Below are 741 nucleotides of genomic sequence, written 5' to 3'. Positions count from 1 at the left end.
TTTCAAGTTCGGAGGCAATAGCAAGAATCTCCGGAGGGATCTCGGAGAGTGACCAACTGAGCCGTTCGGCGGAAATATCGTGTTCGGGAATGAACGTCTGCTCGACCTTATGTGGATCGATCAGATCGCCTTTGCGTTTACCAAAGGCAAGTCCGCGCCCGATAACTACCGCCTCTTGCCCGTAGGAATCACGGGTGAGGGCGACATTATTGTTATAGATGCGGCTGATGCGCATGCATCCCTCCTTCCGTGTGGGCGGTATCGAATGCTTTCTCAAGATTTTACAGCCCCCTCGCGCCATTTACCGTGAGAAAGCGAATCTATGCGCTCTAGGCTTGCCGCCTTTTACCTCGATAAACATAAAATACGATGCAGCCCTTCTAAAATATGAAGGATATATTCTGCATTTTATGGAGAGATGCCGATAGAATGAATAAGTCGGTGCTATAAACACCGTGCAATAATCACTGTTGAAAGAGACTTCTATGCATAACCCTCGTCGTCTAGCGATGCCGCTTTCCGCCGCTCTTGTGGCGGTGCTCGCCCTGAGCGCCTGCTCCTCCTCGGTGAGCAGTGTGGCACCTTCGTCTTCCGCCGCCAGCTCGTCGAGCGGCAGCGCGTCTGCTTCGGAAACCGCATCGCCCAGTGCCTCAGCTTCCAGCAGCACCAGCGCATCGGCTTCGGCAAGTTCGAGCGCTACCTCAAAAGCTCTGACCGATGATAATAAGGCCGGTAAGCCGC

Annotated in this window: 1 protein-coding gene and 1 pseudogene; one reads left to right on the top strand and one right to left on the bottom strand. The window is 53.4% G+C overall.

Annotation, left to right across the window (positions count from 1 at the left end; all coding sequences use genetic code 11):
- Positions 1 to 235: CAT RNA binding domain-containing protein (locus HMPREF2554_RS10765; RefSeq protein ID WP_305793975.1), on the bottom strand; the 235-nt coding region annotated here is incomplete at its 3' end.
- A gap of 250 nt (positions 236 to 485) precedes the next feature.
- Between HMPREF2554_RS10765 and HMPREF2554_RS11510 the strand changes: the two are divergent.
- Positions 486 to 741 (top strand): annotated as a pseudogene (locus HMPREF2554_RS11510) (hypothetical protein); the annotation flags it as partial.

The organism is Rothia sp. HMSC071F11, assembly GCF_001809115.1.
Lineage (GTDB): Bacteria > Actinomycetota > Actinomycetes > Actinomycetales > Micrococcaceae > Rothia > Rothia dentocariosa.
Note: the sequence above shows the minus strand (reverse complement) of the source record. Positions and strands in the feature narration are given on the sequence as shown.